Raw genomic sequence first — 23260 nt, 5'->3', positions numbered from 1 at the left:
GAGATGGCGACAAGAAAGGACATCCGCGATTTTCTCGCCCGGGAGCCCGCCTGTATCCTCATCGAGGTGACGGGCGCGGCAGGCTCGACCCCGCGCGATACGGATGCCTGGATGCTCGTCTCGAAGGACCGCATCTTTGCCACCATCGGCGGCGGGCAATTGGAGTTCATGGCGATCGACCACGCGCGCGACCTGCTTCGGGGCGCGACCGCCGAGCATCGGCTGGAAATACCGCTCGGCCCGGAAATCGGCCAGTGCTGCGGCGGTCGAATGGCGCTCTCCTTCGCCGCCGTCGACGGTGATACCCGCTCTAAGCTGGTGGAGCGCTGCGACGGTGAGCAGGCGCGCCGCCCTCACGTCTATATTTTCGGCGCTGGCCATGTCGGAAATGCGCTCGCCATGGCCTTGTCGCTTGCGCCGGTCCGGGCCGTGCTCGTCGATACGCGGGAGCTTGAACTCGCAACGGTCGACGTGCAGGGCGTGGAAACCTGTCTCACGGCCATGCCGGAGACGATCGTTCGCAAGGCGCCTCCGGGCAGCGCCTTCGTCATCCTCACCCATGATCATGCACTGGATTTCCTCATCGCCGCGGAGGCGCTCGCGCGCGGGGACGCCTCCTATGTCGGCATGATCGGCTCGAAGACGAAACGCGCCACCTTCAGGAACTGGCTCTCCCGCGAAATCGTGCGGCCGGGACTTTTCGACCAACTCGTCTGCCCGATCGGCGGTGCGGCGCTGAAGGACAAGCGCCCGGCGGTGATCGCGGCCCTTACCGCCGCCGAGGTTCTTACGGCAGTGCTCACTTATGAGCACCCGAAGCAGCGCCACGCCGCTCCCGCGAATCAATTCAATCGTTGACCACAGCCCATTTGTCGTCCGGATCGAAACGGTCGATGAACGGCACGATCGCCTCGGTGCTCGGTCCGAGATCCCGCTCGTAGACAATGCCTTGCTGGTTGACGACGAAGGTCTTGACGCCGGTCTCGGCATAGGAAACCGGCCAGGCGATCAGTCCAAAGCCGCCGATCATGTTGCCGTTGATGACATAATCGTACCTTCCGCCGGCGACATTGTCGCCCTGCGAAGTCAGGATTCGGAAGCGGTAGCCGAAATAGCCCTCACCCGCCTTTGCCTTTTCCAAGGCCGCCTCGCTGATGGCATCTCCGACGGGGCTTTCGCCGTCGCCCTGGTCGGCGGGCCAGTATAGCCCGTCGGTCTGGCCGGGGCTGCTGATCAGCTTCTGCGCATATTCGAACACGCCATCCGCATCACGGTCCTGAAAAGAATAGTCCTTCTGTGCCTCGATATAGGCGCGCGCGGTATCGATCGCCTCAAGCTCGTTCTCGCCGACCCGGCGGTTGACGATCTCCTCGAGCCCGACATAGGTGTCGAAGGCCCACTTGCCGTCCTCCCCCTTGGCAATCGGGAAGGGCATGGGCCAGAGCCTGTCGCCGATCTGGAGGATCTTGCGCTCCTCGAGATCGCGAACGACGACATTGCGGGCCGCCCCCTCGCGAATGAGGGCGAAGGTCTCCAGCGCGTCTTCGCCTTCCTTCAGCTTCGCCGCATCAAGCCCCAGGAGCCGGGCAAGACCATCGAAGTCGTTGGCGGCGAGGCTGGCTTTGAATGCCTCCACGGCCATTGCTGGATCGTCGAACAGGGGAGGATCTTCGTCTGCGGCATAGTCGTCGATGCCTACCGGTCCTTGGGTATCGGCTGGCTGCTGCGCCTGGGCAATAGCGACGTAGGCGACCGCAGGCACGGTCGCCAGCGTGACCACCGATCCGAGAAGGAGAGTATGCAAATACTTGGTCATCGCCGTTCCTCTCCGCTCAGCGCCTGCGCCCGCCACCGCGGCCACCGCCGCCGCGGGCCATTGGCGGCCTGCCGCCGCCGCGGCTTACATGCTGCCGCCCGCCGCCGCGATGGCCGCCGCCCATGCTGTGGCCGCCGCGCCGTGACGAGGCCACCTCGCGCCGGCCGGAATTGACATTGCCGAGGCCGGACGGCTTTTTCGACCGTTTCTGCGCCTTGGAGGCCATCTTCTTCTTGCCCGCCGGCCGGCTCGCCTGCGAGGGCTTCTTGCCCTTGGAGCGGTTGAGGCTCTGCTTCGATCCTCCGGATTTCGCCTTCGCCACCTTCTGCCCGCCTGCGGCCTTCGCCTTCGGCTGCGCCTGAGCCTTCAGTCCTTCTAGCGTGCTCTTGCGCACATCCGTGATCTTGCTCGTGCCGCCCCCAGGGCGCGCCCGGTCGCGGTTGACCTCTGCGGCGCGGTTGCGGATATTGTTGTCGCCGTTGGCCTTGATGCTGTTCTTGATGTTCGTCCGGTCGAACTTCTGAAGCTGGTCGCGGTCGAACTTGAGCTTGCTGCGGTCGACATTCTTCCAGTCGATGTCATTCAACTTCAGCTTGCCGTCGAAATCCACGTTGTTGAAGCATTTGTTACAGTCGACATCGATGTCGCCGTCCCAGCGGCCGCCCCAGACACCCCAGTCGTCCCAGTCGATGATCGCGCCGAAGATCGCGCCGGTGACGGCGCCGGCGAAAAAGGCCGCCCCAGGGTACCAGTAGGCGGGGTAGGCTTCGTCGTAATAGTCGATCGGCGCCGGCGCATAGCCTGGCTCGTAGAGCATTTCCGGCGGGTATTGGGGGACATAGATCGTCTCTGGGTTCGCCGACTGGATGATGATGTTGTCACCCTCCTCGACCACCTTGATCTTGTCGTCCGTCTTAATGATGTCCTTGGCGACCGCCTCGTCGCGCAACTGCTGGATCGCGATCAGCACGTCCTTCTGCTGATTGGCGATCGCCTCGCCAAAGCTCTGCGTCCATTCGAGATCCTCGCTCATCATCTTGACGATCTCGGGATAATTGAGCAGCGAAATCACGCTGCCGTCCCAGCTTTCCTTCGGCTTCAGATCGGCCTTTTTCGCACGTCTCTGGAGAAAGCGCTCTGCCTCGACGATCTGCAGCGGGTATAGCGAGGCCGCCGAAACGAGTGCGATCAACTCGTCCGGATAGAGCGCGATCCGCGCTACAAGAACCTCGAGTTCCTCGTCGGTGAGCGGCTCCGGCGTGGCGGCCGGCGCTTCGGTCGCTGCCGCCGTCTTTTCCTGCGCGAAGGTGCTGGAACTCTGCATCGCCAGCATGATCGCCATCGCGCCGCCAAGTGCAATTGCAGCTTTTCTGATCATCAATTGCCCCCGTGGCGCTTGTGCCGAGCTCCACGACGTCTCGGCAACCACTCGGGAAAGGTTACCCGCTTCACGCGGCCGCGTCGTTGATTGCAATCAAAGGCAGGAAAAGTTCCCCTGAACGGTATGTCAGGACGCGCCTTTGTCCTCCTCCGGCGATCGCTGGCCGGTGAAGAACATCGCGCTGCGCTCAGACTCTGGTTCGACGGGCTTTTCCCCAAACTTGAATTGCCCGACGATCCGACCAATCAGGATCGCAATGTAAAGGGTCCCGATTGCGGCTTCGAGCACAGACAGAACTTGGGCGGTTGGGGTGGCCGGTGTGATATCGCCGTAGCCGACCGTCGTGATGGTCACGAGGCTGAAATACAATAGTTGCATGTCGAGATCGCCGCCATTCGGGATTCTGAATGATCCTGCCTGCCAGGCTTCGAGCCGGAGATAAAGCAGCGCCCAGGCGGTGGCGATCATGAAGTAGCCGAATATCGCGCCGGCGAGACTGTCGGTGGTCATCTCGCGGCTTCCCACGAGCTCTGCAAACGTCGCGATCAGTGCACTGACAACGATGACCAGCATCAGCCCCAAGAGCGGACCATCCAGACCGGCAATCCCTAAAGTGCTGAGAACTTGAAGCGCCAGAGCCATCGACAGCAGCGCAATCACACCGACCGCAGACGTTGCTCCGATCCGGCCGGCATGGACCGCGCCTCCGAAAACCAGAAGATAGAGCGTAACATTCGCAAGTTCGCCGAGCCTCGTGTGCGACCAGAGGGGCTGCAACAAGAACGTCGCAATCAACAGGGTCAGCAGGAGGCTCCATCGCCACCGCTCCACGAGACGAAGATAGGCATTGATGATCGACATGGCCGAATTGACGATCATGAGGAGCCCCGAGGCGGCAGAAAGAAAGCCACTTTGCAAGTCGCGGCGAACAGCATACTTCCGACTGTGAAGGGCGGCAGCACGAAGCGGCGGCCAAGTCCCGTATGTTCGAGTATCTTACGGTCAAGCATTGATCCAGCTCAATTTCATCGAGGCGGTTTTGCTGTTTTGTCGACCGGCCGGCCCGTGTGAGCATGCGGCCGTGGAACGATGAGATTGTCTCTCGGCGGCGCAAAACGGAATGGAGTATTGAATCGCGTCATTTTGCGATAGCGCATTAAGTTTGCGTAATATTAATACAATATATCTCATTAAAATACGAAATATATTGAAGATGTGGCCAATGTTGTCTTAATTTTGCAGTATATCATCTATAGATATTTTGCTTGGTTGATGCGTGCTTGTTGCGGCATCCGACGATCATTCGTTGGGTACTGATCGAGATCCGCGAAGATGCGGCGACACGAACATGCGATGACACTGGCACAGGGGACGGTTATGGAAGATTCTGCAAAAGGGCGAGACCGCGCAAACGCCGGGCTTTGGCAGGCTCCGCCGTGGCAGGAATCGTGGCAATACGCCATCGATGCATGGCAGCGCACGATCCTCTTCTGTGACGTTCTGCGCCGCCGGGGCAATCAGTATGCCGAGCACAATTCGAGCCCGGTGCCGCATGTCTTGCGCTTCGATGTAAAGCTTGTGTTGAGCGGACGGATGTTGCCGCGCCCGGTCAACTATGGCCTGGTGCGCATCGTGCCGCCGGCGGATGTCATTGTCGATCCGGGCAAGCGCCCCTTCGTCGTTGTCGATCCGCGCGCCGGCCACGGTCCCGGCATCGGGGGCTTCAAGGCCGACAGCGAGATCGGCGCCGCGCTGCAAGCGGGACATCCCTGCTACTTCATCGGTTTTCTCCCGGACCCGGTGCCCGGGCAGACGATCGAGGACATCATGCGGGCACAAGCCGCATTCCTCGAAAAAGTGATCGAACTCCATCCAGAGGCGGACGGCAAACCTTGCGTGATCGGCAATTGTCAGGCCGGCTGGGCGGTGATGATGCTCGCGGCAACGCGGCCCGAACTCTTCGGACCGGTCATCATAGCCGGATCCCCGCTTTCCTATTGGGCCGGTGTCAGAGGCACAAACCCGATGCGTTACACCGGCGGGTTGCTCGGCGGCAGCTGGCTCACGGCACTCACCGGCGACATCGGCGGCGGCAAGTTCGACGGGGCCTGGCTGGTGACGAACTTCGAAGGCCTGAACCCTGCGAACACCCTTTGGGGCAAGCAATACAACGTCTGGTCAAAGGTCGATACCGAGGCTGAGCGCTATCTGGAATTCGAGCGCTGGTGGGGCGGACACGTCAATCTCAACGCCGAGGAAATGCAGTTCATCGTCGATAAGCTGTTCGTCGGCAACCGACTGGCAACGGCGGAGATCGTTACCTCGGATGGCATGCGGATCGATCTACGCAACATCAAGTCGCCGATCCTCTGCTTCTGCTCCAAGGGCGACAACATAACGCCGCCGCAGCAGGCGCTGGGTTGGATCCTGGATCTCTACCGGAGCGTGGACGATATTCGCGCGCACGGACAGACGATCATCTACGCGATGCACGAGACGATCGGTCACCTCGGCATCTTCGTCTCGGGCAAGGTGGCGATCAAGGAGCATGCCGAATTCGCCAGCAACATCGATCTGATCGACACCCTGCCGCCGGGGCTCTATGAAGCGGTATTGATCCCGCACACGATCGAAAACATTGCACCGGACCTGGAGCTCGGCGAGTGGATCGCCCGTTTCGAGCCGCGCACGTTTGATGATCTGCGGGAGATGGGCGGCAACGATCCGGAGGACGAGCGGCGCTTCGCCACGGTGCGGCGCGTCTCGGAGATCAATCTCGGCCTCTACCGCACCTTCGCGCAACCGTTCGTTCAGGTCATCGCCAGCGAGCATGCCGCCTCCTGGCTTGCCCGTCTGCATCCGGCGCGCCTGCCCTTCGAGTTCTTCTCGGACAGCAATCCCCTCATGGCGTCTATCGCGACTCTGGCGGACCAGGTCCGCGAGGAGCGCCAGCCGGTCGGTCCGGACAACATGTTCGCTGCATTGCAGGATTTCATGTCCAAGCAGATCGAAACCACTCTCGACCTTTGGGGCGCCTGGCGGGACCAAGCTCAGGAGCAGGTTTTCCTCGCCGTTTACGGTTCTCCGATGCTGCAGGCCGCCGTGGGTCTTCATGCGACGGACGAACTGCCGCGGCACTACCCCGGTGAACAGCCGGAGACCTTGGCCTTCATCCGTGCACGGATCGCCGAACTCAAGGCGCGCATCGGCGAAGGCGGGCTGCGCGAAGCCAGCATTCGGGCTCTCGTCTATGTCGGCCGCGGCTATGGCCTCGACGAGCGCCAGTTGGCGGTGCTGCGGCGCATCCGGGCACGGCACCGGGAGGGTCTTTCACTCCAGGAGTTCAAACGAATTCTCCGGGAACAGTCGCTGATGCTGCTGGTCGACGAGCCGGCGGCTCTCGCCGCGCTCCCCTCCATGCTGCCGTCAAGCCATGAGCAGCGGACGGCGGCGCTGGCGGCGGTGCGTGAGGTCATCGAGAGCACCGGAGATATGAACGAGGACGTTCAGGCTCGTATGAGCTGCGTCGAGGCACTCTTCTCCGACGGCACGGGCAAACCGGCAATTGTGAGGGAAACTCCGGTGAGAGCATCGGTACGTGCGCGCCGCACTTCGTGACCGGAGGCGGAGCAGGAGGCGACGGGAAAAGGCATAAGGAGAACGGCGATGCCCTTGACGAGCCCCGCAGAAGCGGATCGTCCGCATGTCAAATATGAGCGCCTGATCGAGCGGACCCATGGTGTAGGGCCGATCCCGACGGCGGTTGCCCACCCCTGCGACACGAGTTCGTTGCAGGGCGTGGTCGAGGCCGCGCATGCAGGTATGATCGATCCGATACTCGTGGGTCCGTCCGCCAAGATCCGTGCCGCCGCCGAGGGCTGCGGCGTTGATGTTGCAGAATACCAGGTCGTTGATGCCCCGCACAGCGACGCCGCCGCCGCTGGGGCTGTCGAGCTTGTTCGCGCGGGTAAGGCGGAACTGATCATGAAGGGCAGCCTCCATACGGACGAACTGCTGCGGGCGGTCACCGCCAAGGATACAGGTCTTAGGACGCAAAGGCGGATCAGCCACGTCTTTATCATGGATGTGCCGACCTATCCCGAGCCGCTGTTCATCACCGACGCGGCGGTCAACATCTTTCCGGACCTCGAGGCCAAGCGCGACATCGTGCAAAACGCGATAGACCTGCACCTCGGTCTCGGTCTCGGCGAACCTCGCGTCGCCATCCTCTCGGCGGTGGAGACCGTCACGACGAAGATCCCCGGAACGACCGACGCTGCCTGCCTCTGCAAGATGGCCGATCGTGGCCAGATCACCGGGGGCATTCTCGACGGCCCGCTGGCGCTCGACAATGCGATCAGCGAGGAGGCTGCCCAGATCAAGGGCATTCGGTCCCCGGTGGCCGGGCGGGCGCAGATTCTCGTCGTCCCCGATCTCGAGGCCGGCAACATGCTCGCCAAGAATCTCACCTTTCTCGCCAATGCCGATGCCGCCGGCATTGTCCTGGGTGCCAGAGTGCCGGTCATTCTCACGTCGCGGGCGGACAACCTGCGCGCACGGATGGCCTCCTGTGCGGTAGCAGTGCTTTATGCTGCTGCCAGACGCCAGACCCTGGCCGTCCCCGCGGAGTGACGGACATGGACAGCATCCTGGTGGTCAACGCCGGCAGTTCGAGCCTCAAATTCCAGCTTTTCTCGATCGACGAACGCGACACGATCGAGCGTCTGTTGAAGGGGCAGCTTGACGGGATCGGCACCAGACCGCGTTTGATGGTCCGTGATGCGAGAGGGCAAGTTGTTGCCGAGAAGGCATTTTCCGCGGACGAGGTCGAAGACCTGGCGGCTGCGCAGGATATCGTCGGCACCTGGCTGGTCGGCCATATCGGCACACCGCCGACGGCGGTCGGCCACCGAGTGGTGCACGGCGGACCGTTGTACAGCGAACCCACGGTCGTCGACGACCAAGTGCTTGTGACACTGGAGAAACTGATACCCCTGGCGCCACTCCATCAGCCCAACAACCTGGCCCCGATCCGTTCGATACGCCGACAGCGGCCGGACCTTACCCAGGTTGCTTGCTTCGATACCGCCTTCCACCGCGGCCACCCGGAAGTCGCCGATCGATTTGCGATTCCCGAAGCATTCTATCGGGAAGGCGTGCGGCGCTATGGTTTCCACGGCCTGTCATACGAATATATTGCCGGCCGGTTGAGGGAAGTTGCGCCCGATCTGGCAAAGGGGAGGGTCATTGTCGCTCATCTCGGCAGCGGCTGCTCGATGTGCGCGCTCGTCGGCGGCCGCAGTGTCGAAAGCACGATGGGCTTTACCGCCCTCGATGGCTTGCCCATGGGGACTCGTCCGGGTCAACTCGACGCTGGCGTCGTCCTTTATCTGCTGGCCGAGAAACAGATGGACGTCAAGGCCGTCGAGCATCTGCTCTACCACGACTGCGGTATGAAGGGGCTTTCCGGCATCAGCAGCGACATGCGCGAGCTGATCGCCAGTTCGGACGAGCGGGCCAGGCTTGCCCTCGAATATTTCGTCCATCGCGTCGCCATGGCCGCTGGCGCGCTCGCCGCGGCCATGGGCGGACTTGACGGTCTCGTCTTCACGGCGGGCGTCGGCGAGAATGCGCCGGCTATCCGCCAAGCGATCGTGGAGCGGCTGGCATGGTTGGGCATCGAGGCCGATCCGGTGGCGAACGCGGAGGGAGGGCTGCGCATATCGAGCGCCCGGAGCCGCGTTGCGGTGCTCACCGTGCCGACGGACGAAGAACGAATGATCGCCGGCCATACGCTCGCGATCCTCCGCCAAGTCACGCGCTGAATTCGTTGTCGGCCCGGGTCAAGATCGTCGGCTGGCCTTTTCGTGGAAGTGATCCTGGTCCGACCGTTTGCGAGGAGAATCCCATGTCGTTTAATCCACGTTCCGTTTCGCTCGAAGGCCGGCGCGGCCTCGTGACCGGCATCGCTAACGATCAATCGATCGCCTGGGGCTGCGCCAAGGCTTTCCGCTCGCTGGGGGCGGAACTCGCCGTGACGTATCTCAACGAAAAGACACGGTCCTATGTCGAGCCGCTCGGCCGAGAACTCGGGGCGACGATGATGCTGCCTCTGGACCTTGGCGTCGGGGGGCAACTCGAGGCAGCCTTCGATGAGATCGGCGCCAGATGGGGCCAGCTCGACTTCGTCCTGCACTCGATCGCCTTCGCCCCGCGGGAGGATCTCCACGGTCGCGTGGTCGACTGTTCGAAGGTCGGCTTCCTGCAGGCCATGGAGATATCCTGCTGGTCGTTCATCCGCATGGCAAAGCTCGCCGAGCCCCTGATGCGTGACGGCGGAACGCTGTTCACCATGACCTATTACGGTTCGCAGATGGTGGTCGAGCATTACAACCTCATGGGCCCGGTGAAGGCCGCGCTGGAAAGCGCCACGCGCTACCTGGCCGCAGAGCTCGGCCCCCAGGGCATCCGGGTCCATGCCATCTCACCGGGCCCGCTCCAGACGAGGGCGGCCTCCGGTATCGCCGAATTTGACGAGCTTCTCGACAAGGCGCAGTCCAAGGCGCCGACGCGCAGCCTGGTGTCCATCGACGACGTCGGGGCCGCGGTGGCCTTTCTCGCAACCGACGCCGCGAAGTTGATCACCGGCGAAACCCTGTACATCGATGGCGGCTATCACATCATCGATTGATAGGAGGGCTTCCGCCCCTTTTGTCTCAAATCAATGACAGATCCGCTCGCCATTTCTAACATGGATGCGATTGCACAAAGGCTTCGGGGCGCCGTTGCCGCCAAGGGGCATCGCACTTGGGTCGGACCGCATCCTGTCCGTCAAGTGGGTCGGGATGATCGGGGTTTGGCCGGATCGAGAGCGAATCGTGACCTGCAAGAGGTGGAAATGACCACTGAGATCGAGCGGAAATTCCTTGTTCTGGGCGATCGTTGGCGCAGTCACGCATGTAAGGCGTCTGAGCTGCGGCAAGCCTACGTCGTGAGTACCAGGAATCGAATGGTTCGCGTCAGGATCTCGAACGCAACGCAAGCGACGCTGACGGTAAAGATCCGAACCGGCCGGCTGCGACGTGAAGAGTATGAGTACGAAATCCCTTACTCGGACGCGATGGAGATGTTCGAGCACGCTCTGGGGATCGTAGAGAAGACCCGTTACGAGGTGATTCATCAGGGCCATCGCTGGGAAATAGACGTCTACTCCGGCGCAAACGACGGCCTCGTCATAGCGGAGATTGAACTGAAAAAGGGAGACGGCGATCCACCAAAGCCCGTCTGGCTAGGTTCGGAGATAACGGGGAACCGGTCATATTCGAACCGGGCGCTGGCGATGGGTGCGCGCCGTCTCGAGGGGCGTGGTCACCCGTCCGAATCCCTATGTGCCTTTCGAGATGAGAAGCGAGCCATAACCTAACGCCGATCTGAACTGGAGCAAAGCGATGGCGGAACAGAAGGACCTGAATACGAAGGCACCCCCAAGTGCAAAAGAGCTTCGCATGCAACTCCTCCAGCGCGAGATGGACGAGATGGAGAAAGAGCGAAAGCTCAAGACGATACAGCAACAGAAACTCGCCGATTTCGCTGCCGAATTCCTCGAGGAACGTGTCACCGAGGAAGAAATAGCCATGGTGCGCCGTCTCGTAACGAACGCCGTCAAGGACGGCAAGTTCGAGGCGATGGTCTACAGCTTCCCGTCCGATCTGTGCACCGATAGCGGCAGGGCAATAAACAGTGGCGACCGGGACTGGCCGAATACCCTCCAGGGAAAGGCGAAGGAGTTCTTCGACCGCTACCAGTCCTTCGGCAAGCCGCAGGGCTACAAGCTAAAGGCGATGATCATCAATTTCCCTGGCGGCATGCCCGGCGACGTCGGCTTTTTCCTGAACTGGGCGCCGGACGACGTCTGATCACCCCGACGTTGCGCTTTTCTGGACGCGCAAAGCCCGGTCGGAAGGCTTCACGGCCAGATCATCGGCTGCACCTCCCGCGAGGCGGCTCGCAGCCTGCATCCTTTCAATAGATATTCGGCACCAACCGACGAACATGCCTGACTTCGTCGAAGTCGTCCGGGCGCTTCTGGCGCTTTCCGAGATCGGGTTCCTGGAATTTCACACGCTCATACGGAATCGAGTTCAAGAGGTGCGAAATGCAATTGATGCGCGCTTGCTTCTTGTCGTCGGATGGGACGATCCACCAGGGAGCATATTCGGTGTCCGTCATTCGGATCATTTCGTCGTAGGCGCGGGTGTAATCCCACCACCGGCGATAGGATTCGACATCCATCGGGCTGAGCTTCCACTGCCGCAGCGGGTCGCCGATGCGCTGGCGGAAGCGGCGCTCCTGTTCCTCCTCGCTGACATCGAGAAAATATTTGAGCAGAATTACGCCGCTTTCGACGATTGCCGCTTCAAAGCGCGGTGCGAGCTCCAAGAACCGTTTCGCCTGTGCTTCGGTGCAGTAACCCATGACGCGCTCGACCCCGGGACGATTGTACCAGGAGCGGTCGAATATCACGACCTCGCCTCCGGCCGGCAGATGTGCGACGTAGCGCTGCATATAGATCTGGCTCTTCTCGCGGTCCGTTGGCGCCGGTAGTGCCACGATGCGGAAAACGCGCGGGCTGACCCGCTCGGTGATGCGCTTGATCACGCCACCTTTTCCCGCCGCATCGCGGCCCTCGAAGATGACGACGATGCGCGCTCCCGACTTCTTCACCCACGCCTGCAGGTGGGCGATTTCGACCTGCAATCGTGCGAGTTCCTTGGCATAGTCGCGGCCCGATGCGCCGCCGGCGAAATCCGCAACGGCGCCATTCTTGTTCTTTTCCTTGTCTCTACCCTTGTCCTTGCCGTTCTTGGCCATGGCTCTTCCTCCCTCCTTGCCCCGGATCTCGAGGTCCAAAACCGCGCGCACTCTTGGTCGACATTTGCTAAGCCGCGTTCACGGAGCGCTGCTCGAAGTCGTCGAGTGCGTCCTCCATGCCCGTGAAAACCATATCGACACCGATCCTGTCGATGACGCCTGCTCGATGGAGCATGGCGCGCGCATCACCGTGCAGTTCCGCCAGGCCCAGCGCGATGCCGCGCCTTTTCAACTCCTCGCAAAGCTCTTCGAGCATCGCTGTCGCCGTGCTGTCGATTTGCGGAATCGCGCTTGCATCGATCACCAGCCAACGCGTTCCCATAGGCAATGCCTCGGCGATCTTGAGCAGGCGCGCCTGTACGTAGTCGGTATTGAAGAAGAGCAGGCTCCCCTGGATCATGCACGCCCCAAAGCCCGGCACCGGGCGTGCTTGCGGTTCGCGATGCAGCTTGTAGAAGCCGTCGCGGCCGGGAATGCGGCCAAGCAGCGCGTCATGCGGGTACATGCTCTTGCGAAGGATGTAGATCAGCGTCGCGGCGATCGCGATGACGACGCCGTTGAGGACGCCAAGTCCGATCGGTCCCCACATGGCGATCAATGCAAAGATGAATTCCATACGGCTGACGCGCCAGATCTGCTTCAAGGCGCCAAGATCGATCAGGCTGAGTGCCGTGGCCGCCAGGATCGCGCCAAGCGCCGGGATCGGCAAGATACGGAGAACGCCTCCCAGGAACATGAGTACCGCCATAAGAGTCGCCGCCGCGACCAGACCGGCGATCTGCGAACGGCCACCTACGGCGAAGTTCACCGCCGTGCGCGAATCGGAGGCCGTGACCGGGAATGTACCGAAGAGACCGGCGGCGATATTCGCGGCACCGAAGCCGGAGAGTTCCCGGTTTGGATCGACCTGATAGCCACCGAGCGCCCCGAAGCTGCGAGTGGTTATGATACCCGCGCCGAAGCTGACGAGAAAGATCGCGGCACCGCCGACGAGCAATGTGTCCAAGGGCATGCTTCCCATCTGTGGCAATGACATCGACGGCAGGCCCTCGGGGATGTTGCCGACCACGGCGATCCCGCGCCCTTCGAAATTGAACAAGAATGAAAGCAGCACGGAGAGGACGACGACGATTACCGGACCGGGAATAGGGGAGTTCACCGCCCGGGCGACCTGCAGCAGCACAAAGCAGCCGAGTGCGAGCACAAGCGACGGCCAGTGGATCGATGCCGCCTCCCGCGCAAGCTCGAGCACGGGCGCGACAAGACCCTCCGTGTCGATATCGACTCCGGTGAAACGCTTGATCTGGCCGATCAGGATGGAAAGCGAAATGCCCGCGAAGAAGCCGGTCAGGATCGGGCGCGAAAGAAAGGTCGCAAGCACGCCAAGGCGGACCAGCCGTGCGACAAGACACAGCGCCCCCACTGTAAGTGCCAGGAGTGCTGCCACCGCGACCCGGTCGGCCGTGACGCCCGGCGTGGCGAGAATTGTCGTCAGAACAGCGGCAAGCACGGTCATTGTTGCCGCATCCGGCCCGACGATGAGTTTCCGCGAGGGACCAAAAAGCGCATAGGCGACCAGGGGTGTGATGCTTGCGTAAATTCCGGTTTCCGGCGGAAGACCTGCAATTGCCGGATAGGCGATGGCGCTCGGCAGGCCGACCGCGGCGATTGCCAGACCGGCGGAGACATCGCTGCGCAGAGCCTTCCCATCATAGCCGTCGAGACTGGCGAGAAGTGGAAGGCGAGGGATGGTCGCAGTCATCCGGCGGCCCTCCGGTTCAATGTCCGGTCAGGACAAGCGTCTGCACCGGCAGGAGCAGCGCCTGCAGCCTGAGGATCATGGCATGCACCAGGCCCACGGCATCGACCATGTGCAGGAACATCCAGCGCGACGTGCTGATGCCGGGCGAATGCAGTTCGTCATGATTGCTGGTATAGGCATTGGCGATGCAGCTGCTGCCGGGCGGAATGCCGGTGAATTGCCCCTCGTAGAGCGGCTCCAGGAACGTCGTCAGGGTCCCGGGGCGGGCGAACTGCTGCGCGTCGGCGAGCTGATCCGTCGGGCGCACCTGGCCGGTGGCGATCACCTCCTGGACCTCGGTGACGACCATCGGGATGACGGCGAAGGGTTTGCCGACGCAGGTCGCCTCGGCGATCATGCCGGGCTTCATGACTTGCGCCTCGATCTGGCCGAAGCCGGCGACCAGCCCGATGCGGCGATCGTCCGGCACGAGGATGCCGGCCGAGCGGATCATCGGGTTGACGATGTCGCCGGGCCTGAGCGAAAACTGCTGGACCATGCCGTCGGTGCCGGCGCGGATGACGGTCTTGTCGAGCTCGACCTTGGCCTGGGCGAGCGCCGCTTCGGCGCTCGCCTTCTGCGCCGGCAGCAGCGAGGCGATCTTCGCCTCGAGCGTCTGCTTGTTGGAGACGGCGGCGTCGCGCGCACCCTTGCGGCCGTCGGCCGCCACCTGGCGCCGCTCGATCTCGCGCCTGGCCACCACGTTCGGATTGAGGCGGTTGAGTTCGACCTGCGTCTCGAGCTCGTCCACCGCCTGCCGATAGGCGCCCTCGGCCTGGGCGATCAGCCCGTCGGCGGCCGCCAGTTCGGTCTCGGCCACCGCCGTTTCGGCGTCGATCTCGGCGACGCGGCGGCGGGCGGTCTCGAGCGCGGCCCGCTGTTCGGTGTCGTCCAGCCGGAACAGCGGATCGCCCGCCGCGACCTTGTCGTTCATGCCGACGAACACCTCGGCCACCCGCCCGGTTGCCTCGGGCAGGATGGTGACGGTGCGGAAGGCGGCCGTGACCGTCTTCGTCGAGGGGTGGAAGTAGAAGATCAGGGTGATCAGCGACAGCGTGAGGATGACGCAGGCGGTGATGCCCCAGCGGAGCTCGAACCACATGGAATAGAGATTGATCTCCCGGCCGATCCGCTTGCCCTGGACGTAGCGGCGGAAGAGGAAGTCCGGAAAGATCGTCAGCAGCGAGCAGATCATGAATTCGAGCATGGCTCAGCCCCTCCGCTCCGACCGGTTCTCGCCGGCCGGGACCTCCGGCGCGACTGCTGCCCATGGCGGCTCGGTCTCGACCGGGTGCGGCTTTGCCGCGACGACGTGGATATCCTCCGGCGCCGCTTCGGGGAGCGGCCGCTCCTCCCGATCGGCAATCTTGCGCAGCGAGTCGGCCATCGAACTCACCGGCGTGGAAAAGTCCGGGAACTCGATCAGCGCCAGCAGCAGGGCCGCGATCCAGAAGAGATGATTGTGGGTGAAGAGCGCGATCAGCGACAGCACCGCCACCAGCTGCAGCTGAACCTTGCTGGCGCCGTGCGCCATATGCTCCGGCAGGGCGTGCAGGCGCAGATAGAGAACGCCGACGAGCAGGACGAGGAGCAGCACGAAGACGATCATGACGTTCATCAGAACGTCCGTCTCCCCCGGGGCCGTGATGAACGCCGGCACGTGGGCAATTGCGGCCGGATGCAAGGATTCTGCCATCTCCGCCTACCTTCAAAGAGCGGCCAGACATACCTGCGGCTCGCTCCCCGTAGGTTATCAGAAGAAATCTCCCGGAGTTGTATGCTACGGTATTTTACTGGGGATCGCCGGTAGCCGGCCGTACAGTGCCTGAAACGCAATCGGTCCCTTTCAACCGGCATCGTCGAGAATAGTGGCGCTGGCGAACGATCGGCGCCGCGGAGTTCGCGAGAATGGATGACGACAGTCTGCTCAAGAATGCCTCCATCGAACTCGCCAAGATCGACCGTTCCTCCATCGAGGCCAGGATCACAGATGCGGCACGCCTGGGGATTGTCGCACTTTTTGCATACTGGTCCCTGACACTGGTCGCTCCCTTCGCGATCATCGTCATTTGGGCCGTCATCCTCGCCGTCGCCCTCTATCCCGCGTATCAGGCGCTGAGCGCGGCACTCGGCAATCGGCCGCGTTTGGCAGCAATAGTCCTCACGCTGGCGTGCCTTGCGATCATCGCCGGCCCATTGGCGGCCGTCGTCTTCAGCTTCGCCGACGGCGCGCAGGCCCTTTTCAACAAGCTGAACGCAGGTTCGGTGCTGGTACCGGCGCCTGCAGAAAGTGTTCGGGACTGGCCGTTTGTCGGCGAGCGCGTCTATGCCGCCTGGAGTCTGGCCGCCAGTAACCTCGAGGACACGCTGAAAAGGCTGGAGCCATCGCTGCTCCAGGTGACGAGCAGGGCCCTGACCAAGGTCGCCAGCATCGGCGTCGACCTGTTGAGCTTCGTCGTTTCGGTGATCGTAGCCGGCTTCCTCTTCGGGCCGGGGGCGCGACTGGCGGAGATCCTGCAAGGCTTCGCCCGCCGGATGGCCAGCGATAGAGGCGTCGGATTTGTGCGGCTCGCCACGGCCACGATCCGCAATGTGGCCCGGGGTGTTATCGGCGTTGCTGTGTTGCAGGCGCTATTATGCGCGTTGGTTCTCCGCGCCTTCGATGCTCCTTTCCCCGGTGTCATCGCCTTCCTCGTCCTCATCCTGTGCATCATCCAGATCGGGCCTCTGCTCGTGGTGTTGCCGGTGGTGATCTGGGCGTGGACCGAAATGGAAGCCGGTGCCGCCACGCTGTTCACCATTCTCCTGGTGCCGCTCGTCGTAATCGACAACGTCATGAAGCCTGTGCTCGTCGCGCGCGGCCTGTCGACGCCGACGCTCGTCATACTGATCGGTGTGCTCGGTGGCACGCTTTCCTATGGTCTGATCGGCCTGTTTCTGGGGCCCATCGTTCTTAGTGTCTTCTATGAGTTGTTGATGGTGTGGATGCGAGCCGATGCGAGAGTGCCGGAAACCCGTCCTCAGCTCGATCCTGCTGGCACTCAGGAGCCGATGTAACGTCTCTTCTGCGTGCGTTTCAGACGCGGAAGCTCGCGTTTCCCGGGCTGTCTTGTCGGCGCAAAGGTCCCGTATCCCTATTAGTCTAATTTTCGGGAACAGAGACGCCTGCCTGGCGCAGCCCTTCAATGAAGTGAGATTGGTCCTCGGAGCGCTGCATGCGCATTTCGACTTCGCGCAGGACATCGCTGAGGAACTCCGGCGCGTTGTTCTCCAACCAGTGCAGTTCCCGGCTCGCCTCTTTGGGCTTGCCGAGCTTCCCGAGTGTCGCAAGTAATATCAGGTGAAATACCGGATTGCCGGACAGGTCGGCCGAACGGGACCATCGCTCAGCGCTGAGATAGTCGCCTTTCATATAGGAGCAGACCGCCAGTGCCGCTTCGAAATATCCGAGGAGCCCGGGGTTTTGCGCAATGGCGTCGGATATCGATTTGCAGCCGGGATTCCATTGACCGGAAAGAGCAAGACGGAACCCGTATTCGGCAGACAATTCCGTGTCGTTGGGATTGATCGAAAGGGCGCGTTTTCCGACGGCCAGCGCCATATCCACCTCACCCCGGAAGTACCGGACAAGCATCTCGGCCTGGAGGCCGCGAACATTCTGCGGGTCAAGCTCCACCGCCCGCCTCGCCGCATTCATCGCCAGGTCAAGCGCAGGGGGCGACGACCGTTCGGGACCATATCGAAAGCGAAGCTGGTCAATGTAGGTGAGGGCCAGGAGCGCCCAGGCGGTTGCGTATTTTGGAAATTGCTCCGTCGTATTCTCGAGACAATCTTTGACAGTGGAATGGGCTTGAGGATTGAGGTCGGCGCGGTATCCATAATAGGCCAAGGTGCAGGCATAGGCATTCCAGTCGTTGGGAACCTTACTCGAAACCTGCGGGGCGTCCGCTTGAAAGATTATCCCGTATGGCTGAGCAATGGCGGTAGCAACGGCGGCGGCGGCGTTTGCCTGCAGATCAAGGATCGAGAGAGGATCCAAATCCTCATCATAGGTATTTGCCCATAGGACGGAGCCGTCGTCGCTGCGAATGACGCGCACTCCGAGACGGAACCGGCCACCCTCGAGCCGCACGCTCCCCTGAAGGGCGTAAAGCGGTGAGATGTCGCGCCCGCCGCCTGGTTGGGCAGAGGTTGCATCCGTCAGTACGACGATCTCCCGGAACTTCGCGACCTTGCCGATGACTTCATCGGCAAACCCCCGCGTTATCATTTTCGATTGCGGCGTTCCGGACAGGTCCTCGAAAGGCATCACAAGAAGCCTTGGAACACTTGGCTGGTCTTCGTCGGCGTTCTGATCACCGGTTCCCACCATTTTCCCGGGCTCGAGCACCGAGAATACCAGGCCGGCAACCAACGTCAGCGCGGCTGCACCGAGCCACGTCCACACATGCCGGCCCTGTGTGAACAGGCGGCGCGCGGTGTGGCTTGGCGATGATGCGCGCACCCCCGTCGCCGCCGCCTGGGCACGCGGTGCGAATGCCGGAACGTAACCGCCCTTGGGTATGGTTATCACCAGCTGGTCGTCTCCCCCTGCAAGCAGATAGTAGCGCTCGAGGGCGCGACGAACGCGACCCGCCTCGATGCGCACGACAGGATCCAGCTGCGCATCGAAGGATGCATCCCTGCCGAAGACTTCGGTTGCGATGGAATAAGCCTTGATGCGGTCGGCACGGCCGGCGATCGTCTCTTCGATGACATATGCCAGGAACTTCCGGGCGCGTTCCGGCGCGTCGAATTCCGCGCTCGACCGGATGCGGTCGAGTTGAGCACGTATCTCCGCAGCGGTTTGCAGCATCTCTGCATCTGGGCCGAGACGCTTCGTGATTGTCATGTCGGCGCCCCCAATGGCCTCAGGAGTCGCATGCAGTTTACGCGCTACTGTAAGCTTCCGTATTTTACGTCCCGCTGCGTGCCCGTTGCAATCTATACATTAGAAATATCTTCATTCTCGACCCGTGGGGAGGATGGGATGCGCATAGGATCCGAGAGGGCAGAAGAGGGAGACGGCCTGTCGGCGGCATTGCGCCGGTTTCCGGAACTATCGTTACAGATCAAAGAGCGACTGATGCGGGACGAGAGTTTCAGGGGCATGTGCGAGGATCTCGCTGCCGCCGAGTACGCCCTCGCCTGTGCCGATCAACTCCCGCCGCATATTCGCGAGGAGCGCCGCGACGAGTTCAGAGGCCTTATTGAGAGCCTTGCCGCGGAGATCGAGCAGGCACTCGGGTAGCCACGATACCTCTCGATCGACGGTGGAGGAGAGCCGGAGGCGCTGCGATTGGAGTGAAGCCATGAACATGCCTGCATTCGAATTTTCACAAGGGCAGATGAAGCCTATGCTCGTGACGTCGGCCGCACTCGGCGTCGTCGAGTCAAAGCCAGTCAGTAACTTCGTTGACGGACAGAGCATCTACTCCGACGGAGAGCGGGCCGGCCAAGTCTACCGGGTGGAGTTCGGCGCCGTGCGCGTCTATCGAGTGCTTGCCAGCGGCCGGCGGCAAATTCTGGATTTCCATCTCGGTGGAAACTGGTTCGGTCTGCAGAATGAGGACTTTCGCCGCTCTTCGGCCGAAGCGATTGGGACCACCGGCATAAAGAGTATCAGCCTTCGGGAGACGAGATATATCTGGCAGGGATTGCTGCCGGTCGTTCTCGAAAACTTCTCATCGGCGCAGGAGCACCAATTGGTGATTGGCCGCCAGAGCGCGCTCGAGCGTGTGGCTGCATTTCTTCTCGAAATGTCAAACCGCGCTGGTGGCACCTGCAGGTTCGATCTGTTCATGCCCCGCATCGACATTGCCGATTATCTCGGGCTCACGATAGAAACCGTTTCCCGCGCGCTCACCAAACTGAAGAACGGCAGCATCATCCGGTTGCAGGGCACTCGTGGCGTGGAAATCGTCAATTACAGGGCCTTGCAGAACCTGTGTCTGTAGTCGGTTGATCGAAATCCGCCGCGACACGGTGCCTTGCGGAGAAACCGATGCAAGAGGCGGAACTGAAGCTCGAGCTTTCCCAATCGGGGGCGAGGTCGCTCCTGAAGACCAATCCCTTCGTATCGCCGCCCACCATTCTTCAGCAGAAATCGGTCTACTTCGATACGAATGCGTGGGACCTGACGAAGCGGGGGCTGTCATTGCGCATCCGCCAATCGGGAAACGAGCGGATCCAGACCGTCAAAGCAGGCGACGGCGCTGCGGCCGGTTCGTTCGTGCGTGAGGAATGGGAGCGGCCGGTCACCGCCGATGCGCCGGTTATCGACGATCCGCAGATTGTCGCCTTGCTGGCGGGAGCCGGGCCGGAACTGGCGCCCCTGTTCGAGGTGCATGTTACGCGGCACCGTTGGAACGTGACGGCCGGTGAGGCGCAGATCGAGGTTTGCCTCGACGTCGGCAAGGTCGTGGCTGCCGATCGCGAGGCGCCGCTTTGCGAAATCGAGCTGGAAAGAAAAGCCGGCCAGCCGGCGGCGCTCTTTGATCTCGCGCGCAAGGTCGACCTGATCACCCCCGCCCGTCTAGGCGTGCTGAGCAAGGCGGAGCGAGGTTACCGGCTACTTGCGGCCGCGCAGGGCGCCGTCAAGGCTAGTCCGGCGCCACTCACGTCCGAAATGAGCGCGGCCACTGCATTCGCCCGCAGCGCCGCCGTGTGCCTCAGGCAGTTTCGGCTCAACGAAATGGCACTGTCCTGGTCCCGTGACGCGGAAGTCCTGCATCAGGCCCGCGTCGCGCTCAGACGGCTGCGCTCGCTGTTCTCCATCTGCACGTCCCTGTTTCAGGACAGCCGCTTCGATCATCTGCGCGAAGAATTGTCCTGGCTCGCCGCGGAGACAGGGCAGGCGCGCAATATCGACGTCCTGATCGGCCGCGCGAGGGATGAAGAGCTTGCAGGGCGCCTGAAAGCGATGCGCGGCGACGCCTATCGGACACTGGAAGCCACTCTTTCGTCCGCGCGCGTCCGCTCCCTCATGATCGACATTGACGAGTTCATTTCCGGCTCGATGGCCGATGCATCAGCCATGCCGATGCACGGTCGATCCGCCCGAGATTTCGCCTCGACGGCGCTCGACCGGCTCTGGAAGAAAGTGGCACGTGGTCGCCGTCTCATCGATGCGGATGACGCGGCGCGTCACAGGTTGCGTATTGCGGCAAAGAAGCTGCGATACGCGGCCGAGTTCTTCGAGCCGCTTTTCCGGAGCAAGATCGAAACGAAACGTCATCGCCGCTTCATCGCGGCAATGGCAGGCCTTCAGGACCAACTCGGCGACCTCAACGACCTCGCGGTTGCGCCCGGCATGTTATCGTCGCTCGGCCTACTGGGAGTGGCTGGCACGCAGGATCTGTTCCGAGCCTACGACAAGGCGGAGCTTTTGCGCCGGGCGGCTGAAGCACACGACGGCTTGGTCGACATCAAGCGCTTCTGGCGAAGTCGCTGATGGAGCGGGCCGCATTCGGTCAAAAAATGGTGCGCCGAGCGGCAAACGGGGTTGCGGACACCGCGGAACAGGCGTCACGCGCCTTCTTTCGCGGTCGGGATATGGCCTATTGCCCCGCTCCGGGCGGCAGGATAAACAGCGTGAACCCGAAGATGGCATAGACCGCCAGCGCCATGACACCCGCATACCAGGCTGCATGCCCGCCATTGGACAAAAGCGTTGCCGCCATTGTCGCAATCAGCATCATCGCGACCGCGCCCGGCCAGAACTGAAGGGACATCGGTTCCGGACCAATGAAATAGCTGAGCAGCACCAGCACAGGCGCGACGAAGAGAGCGATTTGCGCCGCGCTGCCCAATGCGATGCCGACGCTCAGGTCGAGGCGATTTGCGCGTGCCGCCGAGAAGGCGCTGGTCATCTCGGCTGCTCCTCCGACCAAGGCGACGACGATGAAGCCGACGAAGGCGGGCGTCATCCCGAGATGTTGCGCGGCGACTTGCACCGAGCCGACGAATATCTCGCTGACCATCGCGACGAGCAGCGTGACGACAATCAGCACGGCGACGCCCACCGAGAGCGGCCACGATGTCTCGGCGTCCTCGCCGTGCGCCACACTGGCAAAGAGCTCTCGGTGCGTCCTCAGGGAAAACAACATTCCCAGTGCATAGACGGCGATAAGAAGCACAGCCAGCCCCAGGCTCAGCTGCTGCGAGAAGGCGCCGGTCGGCGTCTGATCCGCTTCGCTGACGAGTGAAGGAACCAGGATTGCGATCGTCGCCAGGAACAACAGGCTCGCCTGAAAACGCGCGTTCACCCTGTTGAACTCCTGCAGGTGGTGTTTCAGCCCACCGACGAGGAAGGCGCCGCCCAACATGAAGAGGGTGTTGGTGACGATGGCGCCTGCGATCGACGCCTTGACCAGCAGGTATTGCCCGGCCTGCAGGGCCGCGAGTGAAATTACGAGCTCGGTGAGATTGCCAAGTGTGGCGTTAAGCAAACCTCCGACGGCATCGCCGGTCTTCGCAGCCACCGACTCGGTCGCGCGGCTGAGCATCGCCGCGAGGGGGACGATCGCCACAATCGACAGGAGGAAAAGCCAAGTGTGCGCCTCGGGCGATATCTGCTCCAGGAGAATAACGACGGGCACGAAGACAATGAGCACGAAAAGAGGCGTTCGCCGAGCCTCTGTGAGGATCGTTCCAACAGCGGAACGCGGCAACGCACCGGTGCTCGTTTCCTCGAGATTGCGCATCGAATCGTCCTCAGTGGCGTAAGCTTACGCTCAACACTTTCTTGCGTCGTTGATTGGGATCAAAGGCTGAATCTTTGCGGTCCATAGAAACTGATCGAGAGTCTTGATGGGCGTCCCCTGCCGCGATCACAAGGAGGCGCCATGGCGAAATTCTTCCCCCAAAATTCCGGCCAACATGCCTCCGGGCTGGTCCTTCGACGCCTCGCAATTCCCTCGTTCAAGGACGCGTCAGACAAGCCAGGATCCGACCCCTGGCCCGACCCGGTCATGCGCTGTGGTGGCCTGAACAACCACTTGCCGACTATTGCGGCAGTCCTGCCGCCCGTAGGCTCTCGATCAAACGGGCCAGGGCTTCCTCGTCTTTGTAAGGCTGGCTCTCGGCATACCTGCCAAGTGAAAACTTAGGCTCGATGGCAACGATCTCCTGAGCCAATTTTCCGGCCTGCTGATGCTGCCCCAGCAGACTGTAGTCACTGCACAGAACCAAGAGAGCGTCGCAGTCGCCGGGGTTCAGCTTAAGGCTATGTCCGGCTGCGGAGATCGATTTTGCGATTTCACCGGTGTCTCGGTAAGCCGCTGCGAGCAATGTCATATACCATGGTGGAAAGACGGGGGTGATGCGCATCGCCTCCTGGACCTTTGCGATC

The 23260-nt window shown here is 62.1% G+C and carries 21 protein-coding genes; 11 read left to right on the top strand and 10 right to left on the bottom strand.

Annotation, left to right across the window (positions count from 1 at the left end):
* Positions 1-3 precede the first annotated feature (3 nt).
* Positions 4-858: a xanthine dehydrogenase accessory protein XdhC gene (gene xdhC, locus AC4P1R_RS19855; RefSeq protein ID WP_151613726.1), complete on the top strand. Its 855-nt coding sequence runs from the start codon at positions 4-6 to the stop codon at positions 856-858.
* Here xdhC and AC4P1R_RS19850 read toward each other — a convergent pair.
* The 3 genes from AC4P1R_RS19850 to AC4P1R_RS19840 form a co-directional block, all read right to left on the bottom strand.
* Positions 848-1816 (bottom strand): DUF2950 domain-containing protein, encoded by a 969-nt coding sequence (locus AC4P1R_RS19850; RefSeq protein ID WP_069457715.1) that lies wholly within the window; start codon positions 1814-1816, stop codon positions 848-850. The two genes, xdhC and AC4P1R_RS19850, sit on opposite strands and share 11 nt — an antisense overlap.
* A 16-nt stretch (positions 1817-1832) precedes the next feature.
* A complete protein-coding gene (locus AC4P1R_RS19845; RefSeq protein ID WP_069457714.1) occupies positions 1833-3194 on the bottom strand; it encodes a DUF3300 domain-containing protein in 1362 nt (453 codons plus the stop codon).
* 129 nt (positions 3195-3323) lie between these two features.
* A complete protein-coding gene (locus AC4P1R_RS19840; RefSeq protein WP_151613725.1) occupies positions 3324-4076 on the bottom strand; it encodes a potassium channel family protein in 753 nt (250 codons plus the stop codon).
* A gap of 498 nt (positions 4077-4574) precedes the next feature.
* Between AC4P1R_RS19840 and AC4P1R_RS19835 the strand changes: the two genes are divergently transcribed.
* From AC4P1R_RS19835 to AC4P1R_RS19810, 6 genes are all read left to right on the top strand, one after another.
* On the top strand, positions 4575-6815 hold the full coding sequence (locus tag AC4P1R_RS19835) for a DUF3141 domain-containing protein (RefSeq protein WP_151613724.1): 2241 nt from the start codon (positions 4575-4577) through the stop codon (positions 6813-6815).
* 48 nt (positions 6816-6863) lie between these two features.
* Entirely contained in the window at positions 6864-7829 is a 966-nt protein-coding gene (locus AC4P1R_RS19830) for a phosphate acetyltransferase (protein ID WP_151613723.1), read from the top strand.
* Between the two features lie 5 nt (positions 7830-7834).
* Positions 7835-9022: an acetate/propionate family kinase gene (locus AC4P1R_RS19825; RefSeq protein ID WP_151613722.1), complete on the top strand. Its 1188-nt coding sequence runs from the start codon at positions 7835-7837 to the stop codon at positions 9020-9022.
* A gap of 83 nt (positions 9023-9105) precedes the next feature.
* The gene (fabI, locus tag AC4P1R_RS19820) at positions 9106-9888 is read left to right on the top strand and encodes an enoyl-ACP reductase FabI (RefSeq protein WP_151613721.1); all 783 of its coding nucleotides are present in this window, start codon (positions 9106-9108) and stop codon (positions 9886-9888) included.
* 207 nt (positions 9889-10095) lie between these two features.
* The gene (locus AC4P1R_RS19815) at positions 10096-10620 is read left to right on the top strand and encodes a CYTH domain-containing protein (protein WP_151613720.1); all 525 of its coding nucleotides are present in this window, start codon (positions 10096-10098) and stop codon (positions 10618-10620) included.
* Positions 10621-10645: 25 nt separating this feature from the next.
* Positions 10646-11113 (top strand): histidine kinase, encoded by a 468-nt coding sequence (locus AC4P1R_RS19810; protein WP_151613719.1) that lies wholly within the window; start codon positions 10646-10648, stop codon positions 11111-11113.
* A 106-nt stretch (positions 11114-11219) separates the two neighbouring features.
* Here AC4P1R_RS19810 and ppk2 read toward each other — a convergent pair whose 3' ends face one another.
* The 4 genes from ppk2 to AC4P1R_RS19790 all read right to left on the bottom strand — a co-directional run bounded on the left by ppk2 (position 11220) and on the right by AC4P1R_RS19790 (position 15565).
* Positions 11220-12068, bottom strand: a complete 849-nt coding sequence (ppk2, locus tag AC4P1R_RS19805) for a polyphosphate kinase 2 (protein ID WP_151613718.1) — start codon at positions 12066-12068, stop codon at positions 11220-11222.
* Positions 12069-12135: 67 nt separating this feature from the next.
* The gene (locus tag AC4P1R_RS19800) at positions 12136-13830 is read right to left on the bottom strand and encodes a SulP family inorganic anion transporter (RefSeq protein ID WP_151613717.1); all 1695 of its coding nucleotides are present in this window, start codon (positions 13828-13830) and stop codon (positions 12136-12138) included.
* A gap of 16 nt (positions 13831-13846) precedes the next feature.
* Positions 13847-15076, bottom strand: coding sequence for an HlyD family secretion protein (locus AC4P1R_RS19795; protein WP_151613716.1), 1230 nt, complete (start codon positions 15074-15076; stop codon positions 13847-13849).
* Positions 15077-15079: 3 nt separating this feature from the next.
* The gene (locus tag AC4P1R_RS19790; protein WP_492178520.1) at positions 15080-15565 is read right to left on the bottom strand and encodes a hypothetical protein; all 486 of its coding nucleotides are present in this window, start codon (positions 15563-15565) and stop codon (positions 15080-15082) included.
* A gap of 212 nt (positions 15566-15777) precedes the next feature.
* Here AC4P1R_RS19790 and AC4P1R_RS19785 point away from each other — a divergent pair, with 212 nt between their 5' ends.
* Entirely contained in the window at positions 15778-16926 is a 1149-nt protein-coding gene (locus AC4P1R_RS19785) for an AI-2E family transporter (protein ID WP_151613714.1), read from the top strand.
* Positions 16927-17011: 85 nt separating this feature from the next.
* Here AC4P1R_RS19785 and AC4P1R_RS19780 read toward each other — a convergent pair whose 3' ends face one another.
* The gene (locus AC4P1R_RS19780) at positions 17012-18760 is read right to left on the bottom strand and encodes a hypothetical protein (protein ID WP_492178519.1); all 1749 of its coding nucleotides are present in this window, start codon (positions 18758-18760) and stop codon (positions 17012-17014) included.
* A 138-nt stretch (positions 18761-18898) separates the two neighbouring features.
* Here AC4P1R_RS19780 and AC4P1R_RS19775 point away from each other — a divergent pair, with 138 nt between their 5' ends.
* From AC4P1R_RS19775 to AC4P1R_RS19765, 3 genes are all read left to right on the top strand, one after another.
* Entirely contained in the window at positions 18899-19159 is a 261-nt protein-coding gene (locus AC4P1R_RS19775; RefSeq protein ID WP_069456434.1) for a hypothetical protein, read from the top strand.
* Positions 19160-19220: 61 nt separating this feature from the next.
* Positions 19221-19865: a helix-turn-helix domain-containing protein gene (locus AC4P1R_RS19770; RefSeq protein ID WP_245314427.1), complete on the top strand. Its 645-nt coding sequence runs from the start codon at positions 19221-19223 to the stop codon at positions 19863-19865.
* Between the two features lie 47 nt (positions 19866-19912).
* Positions 19913-21361 (top strand): CYTH and CHAD domain-containing protein, encoded by a 1449-nt coding sequence (locus AC4P1R_RS19765; protein ID WP_069456435.1) that lies wholly within the window; start codon positions 19913-19915, stop codon positions 21359-21361.
* 106 nt (positions 21362-21467) lie between these two features.
* On the opposite strand, the gene cax is transcribed toward AC4P1R_RS19765, so the two are convergent.
* On the bottom strand, positions 21468-22613 hold the full coding sequence (gene cax / locus AC4P1R_RS19760; protein ID WP_069456436.1) for a calcium/proton exchanger: 1146 nt from the start codon (positions 22611-22613) through the stop codon (positions 21468-21470).
* A 301-nt stretch (positions 22614-22914) separates the two neighbouring features.
* Positions 22915-23238 (bottom strand): hypothetical protein, encoded by a 324-nt coding sequence (locus AC4P1R_RS19755; RefSeq protein ID WP_492178516.1) that lies wholly within the window; start codon positions 23236-23238, stop codon positions 22915-22917.
* Between the last annotated feature and the right edge of the window lie 22 nt (positions 23239-23260).

The organism is Sinorhizobium sp. Y406 (assembly GCF_058732025.1).
This window is presented reverse-complemented; position numbering and strand designations above follow the sequence as displayed.